The organism is Photobacterium pectinilyticum (assembly GCF_024357955.1).
In the GTDB taxonomy this organism is placed as follows: Bacteria; Pseudomonadota; Gammaproteobacteria; order Enterobacterales; family Vibrionaceae; genus Photobacterium; species Photobacterium pectinilyticum.
The window spans coordinates 47,907-54,448 of the sequence record NZ_JANEYT010000033.1 but is presented as its reverse complement, the minus strand read 5'-3'; the positions used below and the strand labels follow the sequence as shown (position 1 = coordinate 54,448).

Annotated in this window: 6 protein-coding genes; 3 read left to right on the top strand and 3 right to left on the bottom strand. The window is 44.1% G+C overall.

The annotated features are described in order from the left end of the window. Window positions 1–86: 86 nt before the first annotated feature. Both NHN17_RS14795 and NHN17_RS14790 read left to right on the top strand, forming a co-directional pair. Complete coding sequence (locus tag NHN17_RS14795; RefSeq protein WP_255043345.1) at window positions 87–1,022, top strand: bile acid:sodium symporter family protein; 936 nt, start codon at window positions 87–89, stop codon at window positions 1,020–1,022. 389 nt (window positions 1,023–1,411) lie between these two features. Next, window positions 1,412–1,879: a murein L,D-transpeptidase catalytic domain family protein gene (locus NHN17_RS14790; protein WP_255043344.1), complete on the top strand. Its 468-nt coding sequence runs from the start codon at window positions 1,412–1,414 to the stop codon at window positions 1,877–1,879. 72 nt (window positions 1,880–1,951) lie between these two features. On the opposite strand, the gene rsgA is transcribed toward NHN17_RS14790, so the two are convergent. Continuing rightward, window positions 1,952–2,995: a ribosome small subunit-dependent GTPase A gene (rsgA, locus tag NHN17_RS14785; RefSeq protein ID WP_255043343.1), complete on the bottom strand. Its 1,044-nt coding sequence runs from the start codon at window positions 2,993–2,995 to the stop codon at window positions 1,952–1,954. 440 nt (window positions 2,996–3,435) lie between these two features. On the opposite strand from rsgA, the gene NHN17_RS14780 reads away from it, so the two are divergent. Continuing rightward, window positions 3,436–3,729, top strand: a complete 294-nt coding sequence (locus NHN17_RS14780; RefSeq protein WP_255043341.1) for an ArsR/SmtB family transcription factor — start codon at window positions 3,436–3,438, stop codon at window positions 3,727–3,729. A 61-nt stretch (window positions 3,730–3,790) separates the two neighbouring features. On the opposite strand, the gene glgA is transcribed toward NHN17_RS14780, so the two are convergent. Continuing rightward, the gene (glgA, locus tag NHN17_RS14775) at window positions 3,791–5,308 is read right to left on the bottom strand and encodes a glycogen synthase GlgA (protein ID WP_255043340.1); all 1,518 of its coding nucleotides are present in this window, start codon (window positions 5,306–5,308) and stop codon (window positions 3,791–3,793) included. Next, window positions 5,298–6,515: a glucose-1-phosphate adenylyltransferase gene (glgC, locus tag NHN17_RS14770; protein ID WP_255043339.1), complete on the bottom strand. Its 1,218-nt coding sequence runs from the start codon at window positions 6,513–6,515 to the stop codon at window positions 5,298–5,300. Before glgC ends, glgA begins: the two co-directional genes overlap by 11 nt. Window positions 6,516–6,542: the final 27 nt, after the last annotated feature.

Sequence of the window (6,542 nt, the reverse complement as noted above, 5' to 3'; positions counted from 1 at the left end):
GGAGTATAAGATCATAAATCGATCTGCCGGTCAAACTTACAGAATTTGGTCAGAAAACGTTCGTGATCTCACCCTGGGAAGTCAACATGATAGGAAGAATCACCCAATTATTTCCGCTATGGGCCGTCACATTTTCGGTATTAGCATATTTATCTCCCAGTTTATTCGTTGGGCTAAAAACCCAAATCGTCCCTTTACTGACCATAATTATGCTGGCAATGGGGGTGAGCTTGTCGCCCAAGGACTTCCTCAATGTTGTCCAGCATAAAAAAGCGGTCGGAGTGGGTGTTGTCCTGCAATTTCTCATCATGCCTCTCACGGCTCTATTGATCAGCACCTTGCTGGGATTCAGTACCGAATTAACTGTGGGTATGGTGCTAGTGGGTAGTGTCGCAGGCGGAACATCGTCCAATGTAATGGCATTTCTAGCCAAAGGAAATGTTGCCCTATCAATATCAATGACAGCAATTTCAACCTTACTCGGGGTTATTCTCACGCCACTACTTGTCGAACTACTCGTTGGCGAAACCGTTGATGTCCCCGTTAATGCCATGCTGATGAGCCTAGTGAAAATAGTGTTGATTCCGGTCGGCATAGGCCTGCTTATCAATAGCTTTGCGCAAAAAACCGTTGCAAAAGTTCATACACTTCTACCACTGATCTCAATGATCGCCATTGTATTCATCATTGCAATTGTCGTCGCGCTCAATGCCGGCAATTTAAGCCAAGTCGGCCCGATGGTGGCACTGGCTGTTGTTCTACACAATGCTGTAGGGCTCACTGCTGGCTACTACAGTTGCCGTTTACTCGGATTCAATGAATCGACATGTCGAACCATCGCCTTTGAGGTCGGACTTCAAAACTCAGGACTGGCGACAGCACTGGCAATGAAATTCTTCTCACCAGCATCAGCCATCGCAGGCACCATATTCTCAGTCTGGCACAATATTTCCGGCTCTCTATTGGCTGGCTACTGGGCGAGCAGACATCAAAAGCGAGCTAAAACCTCTCCGGTCTGTTGATTTTCTATACCCAATTAAGCCCAAGATGCTTCGTTGAGTAATAACCGTTTGAAAACAAGGCACAATGTGAAATGCACTGTGCCTTGTTTGGTATTTATGGACAACAATGCCATTGCAAACGTTTCTTTCAAACACATTCAACATTTAACAATGCCAAAAAATTGTCGCTCATAGTATGCGATAGCTTAATTTAAGGCTGAACCTTAATTGCAGCTCCCCTATGGCAACCATGGATATTAATTACTACAGTGAGAAACGTGAAATATCTAAATATTATAGGCCTGCTCATCTTCATTGCTTCTATATTCGGCTGCTCCTCAGGGAGTGACTATAACGGGATAGCTATATCTGAACATGCTTATTTCAAGCCCAGTTTGGTTGAGCATGCTATGTCGCGCGCTAATAAACTTGGAATATCACCTTCTAGCCTGACGATTATCGATTACACGCTACCATCGGAGAAAGAACGACTATTCATTGTTGATCTAGAAAGAAGACAGATAACGCATCAAAGCTTAGTGGCCCATGCCAAAGAGTCTGGCTACCGTTACCCGAAAACGTTTTCTAATGTTTATGGCTCACATAAATCTTCAGTCGGTATGTTTAGAACCGGAGAAACTTATTTTGGCGTTAATGGATACTCACTTCGTATAGATGGACTAGAAATTGGTATCAATGATAGAGCCAGAAGCCGATTCATTGTCGTTCATGGTGCTGACTATGTTAGTGGTGAGTTTATGAAAAATAATGGCATGCTAGGGCGTAGCGAAGGCTGCTTCGCGATTCCATTCGAGCATTTAGATAAAGCGGTAAACAGCATCAAAGAGAGCGGTTACATTTTTGTTTATTATCAATGATTTAATCGCTAAAAACAAAAAGCCTTACTGAACGTTACAGTAAGGCTTTGCAATACCACACTAGCTCAAAAACTAGTAACCTTTCTTCCGCTGTCGACTATGGCTTTGTACAGAACGGTACATTTTGCCAAGCTGTTTGTCTTTGTCCCGCAATTCACTCAATGTTGCACTGTTTCGGGCCTGTTCAGCTAACAATTTATAGTAGTTCTGTACGCGGCGTTGATCTACCTCACCAGTTTTTAGTGCACGTTGAATCGCACAACCAGGTTCTGATTGGTGCTGACAATCACTAAACCGGCACTGTTTGCTGATCGCTTCAATATCGGCGAAAGTTTCCACCACACCATTTTCACAGTCGGTCAACTGTAACTCACGCATTCCGGGAGTATCAATTAACACTGCACCTGATGGCATAAAGTGTAATGACCGCGAAGTTGTCGTATGACGCCCTTTGCTGTCATCTTCACGTATCGAGCCCGTTTGTTGTACCGAGCCTCCCATCAAGGTATTGATAAGCGTCGACTTGCCAACACCTGATGATCCCATAAATGCAATCGTCTTACCCTTACGGCACCATGATTCGAGAGTTGCATAAGCGGTTGGATCAAGTGCATTAATCACTTCCACGATCAACATGGGATCGAGATCTTGTACCTGCTGACGTTTATCATCACGGTCATCAGATAAATCAGCTTTGGTGAGCACAATCACAGGCTCAACGTTGGCTTCACGGGCAATGGCCAAATAACGTTCGATTCGACTGAGATTAAAATCATGGTTTAGCGAACAGACAATGAATAACGAATCAACATTGGCAGCGATATACTGTTCTGCTGCTTTAGCACCGGCAGCTTTGCGACTAAACAATGACACCCGTTCTAACAGGCGGATAAATCGGTTATCGCTGTCGACCAGTAACCAGTCCCCTACCGTCATTGCTGGAAGAGAATGGTGAATTTCAAGTGTGGCTTGACAATGCTCGGTCTGCAAGACATAACCGTTACGGTGATGCGCCAAAATACGAGCAATACTGGCCTGCTCATAATCTTCTAGTGTTAATTGTTGTTGGAATACAGGCTGCCAACCAAGCTGGCTAAGTGTAATAATAGAATTCATTATTTTCCCCACGCACAAGCCATTCACATAATATGACTCTGATAATGCGTATCAAAGAGAATATAGGGTCAAACAAATATTAATAGACCCCGGATTTAGTTACACCGGGCAATGAAAAGGAGGTAGTAAAGCGGTTCGTTTCGTCTTGCTGAGCATGCTACATCGTTACTATCAGCTGCTATTCGCTTATTGATTTACCGTCACTGTCTTTGCCGAGTGGGTATGTAATACAATCATCTTTATCTCCTATCTTCATTAAATGAACGTATAGATGATAACAGAACGTCAGAAAATGGGTAGGATTTGTCTACCTGTATCCATTACAAATTGCCTGACTACTCTGTGAGTGATTCACATTCACCATGATTTGCGCTTTAACTGGCGCAAGCGATATAGTTCCAGTAGTATCGAAATTAATATTATTTCTGGAATGACCAACGATGGAAATCGACGTTGTCGCAAAGGCACTAAAAGAGTTGGGACACCCTACTCGCCTGAGCATTTATAAAGCTGTTGTTCGTGCTGGTTACCAAGGGACACCAGTCGGTAGCCTGCAGGAAAAGCTCGCTATTCCGGGGTCTACGCTCTCTCACCATATATCAAGTCTTGTGTCTGCTGGCTTGCTTACCCAGCGCCGTGAAGGTCGGACTTTGTATTGCGTTGCAGAATATGAGCACCTGGATGGTGTCATAGCATTTCTAAAGGACGAGTGCTGTATAGACGAAGAATGCTAACGAAAAAAGCCCTCGCATAGGCGAGGGCTTTATCAACATTACAGCATACCTAAGCTAATAATCAGGCACACTCAAACGGCTTTTTTTCAAGAACGGGCTCTTCTTCACCAGAATACATACGCAAGTATTGCTCTGCGGCGTCTTTCCACTCAAAACGACAAGCCATCGCATTTTGCTGCAGACGCTTGAACTCCTGAGGACGTTGGCAATAAAGCAATAAGCTACGCTGCATTTTGATAAGCAGCGCTTCAGGCGTTGGAGCATCAAAAATGAAGCCTGTCGCAACCTGAGGCGTGTTATCGTAATCGATAACCGTATCTTTCAAACCACCGACACCACGCACAATAGGTAAAGTACCGTAAGCAAGGCTGTAGATCTGGTTCAAGCCACAAGGCTCAAACTGAGAAGGCATCAAAAAGAAATCCGATCCAGCTTCTACACAGTGTGCTAATGGGTTGTCATAGGCTTCGATAAACGCAAACTTATCAGAAAAATCCGCACTAATTTCACGCAGTGCGTCAGCCAATTTAGGGTCACCACTACCAACCAATACAATCTGTACGTCGTTGACCAAGAAGTCACGAAGCGCTGGCAAAAGGTACTGAATCCCCTTTTGCTCAGTTAGTCGACACACCATACCATATAGAGGCACATCGTCCAGAGGCAAGTTTACCTGCTGCTGCAAGTCGCGTTTACACGCTTTCTTGCCGCGGGCTAGGCTGACTTTATTGGCTTTAAAGCGCTGCTTGATGTACGGATCAGTTTCCGGGCTCCAATCACCATAGTCACAACCATTGACGATGCCGTAAAGCACACCTGAACGATGCTGGAAATCAGATGCCATACCGTGAGAACCAATCTCAGTCAGCAGTTCTTTCGCATAGTTTGGGCTTACTGCATTTACTTTATCTGCAAATGCGACACCGGCTTTAAGCATGCTAATATTGGCAGCGCCATCTTCTAGCTGAAGGTAGCGCTTTTGAATAAGTTCCGGGATCAAGCTGTACTGATCGTAATTGAATGTCCCTTTGAATACCGCATTATGGATGGTGATCACGCTTTTAGTGTCTGCATAAAACGTATCATCGGCATAACGAGTTTTCAGCAAAAACGGAACAAGTCCTGTGTGCCAGTCATTACAGTGAACAACATCAGGTTTGAAACCCAATTTTGCACACATATCCAAGGCAACTGCACTAAAGAAAGCAAATCGTTCACCATTGTCACGGTACCCTTCATTGTTTTCCGCATACAACTCAGGACGGTCAAAATACACAGGGGCATCAACGGTATAAACAGGTACATCACCATTTTGCAACTGTTTTACTTTATACGGCACGGCCTGTGGTTGAGTCGGTACTTGTAATTCAGTATCAAGCAATTCAACCGCTTCTGCACCATTAGGTACTTTACGATAAAGAGGCATCACCACACGCACATCATGCCCTAGTTCCTTTAGGGCTGCTGGCAGTGACTTGGCAACATCCGCCAAGCCTCCCGTTTTGACCAATCCGTCTACCTCCGAAGCAACAAACAAGATTTGCTGTGGCTTAGAGTTAGATTTCTTTCTAGTAACCAATTTTTGCTCCTTTTGGTATCACAACAATTCCTTCGTCAGATACATGGTAGTGCTTCTTATCTTCTTCTAGGTTCTCGCCAATAACCGTCCCTGGTGCAATCATCACATTCTTATCAATAATTGCGCGACGGATTGAACAGTTTGCACCGATTTTTACGTCACCAAGAATAACTGATTCACTAATAAACGTATTTTGATCAACATTGGTACGGAAACCCAATACAGATTTATACACTTTAGCACCACGGATATAACTACCCGCTGAAATCATGCAGTTATTAGTATCCACCTTGCAATCGTCACTATCTAGCAGCGTTGCAGGCGGCAACGGTGGGTAATAAGTGTGAAGCTGCCACTGGCGGTTATATAAAGAGAATGGTGCGTCTTCAGAAAGAAGATCCATGTGGGCCTGCCAGTAAGACTCAATCGTACCTACATCACGCCAGTAGCCCGCCGTTTTCTCGCCAGGGATAATATTGGTCATGAAGTCATAAACGAAGACTTTGCCCTGTGGGAAAAGCTTTGGAATTATGTCTTTACCAAAGTCATGGCTTGACTCTTCGTTAACAGCATCTTCTTCAAGTTCTTTGCAAAGAACATCTGTTTCGAAAATATAGTTGCCCATAGAAACAAGAGCATTTTCAGGGTCACCAGGAATTGACTTAGGGTTCTCTGGCTTTTCTTCAAAGCCAACCATACAACCGTTCTCATCAACTTCGATAACACCAAATGAGCTTGCTTCACTTAAAGGCATTCGCAGCGCAGCAACGGTTAGATCGGCTTTCTTGTCTAAGTGGAAATCAAGCATCTGCTTAACATCCATCTTATAAATGTGGTCACTACCAAAAATACAAACCTGGTCAGGTTCTTCTAACTGCATAAAACGCATATTCTGATAAATGGCATCAGCAGTACCATCATACCAACGCTTACCCATACGCATTTGCGCTGGAATAGGGTCAATAAAACGCCCTGTGATCCCCGATACATTCCAGCCTTTCTTCATGTGTACATACAAAGATTGAGATTTGAACTGAGTCAAAACATAAATCTTCATAAGATCAGCATTCAAAAAGTTATTGAGTGCAAAATCGATAAGGCGGTAACTGCCACCAAATGGCACCGCAGGTTTAGTTCGCGTATCTGTTAATGGACGCAGACGTGAACCTTCGCCACCTGCCAAAATCATTCCTAAAACACCAGCCATGGTGTACCTCCTTGTTAGTAAGCAATC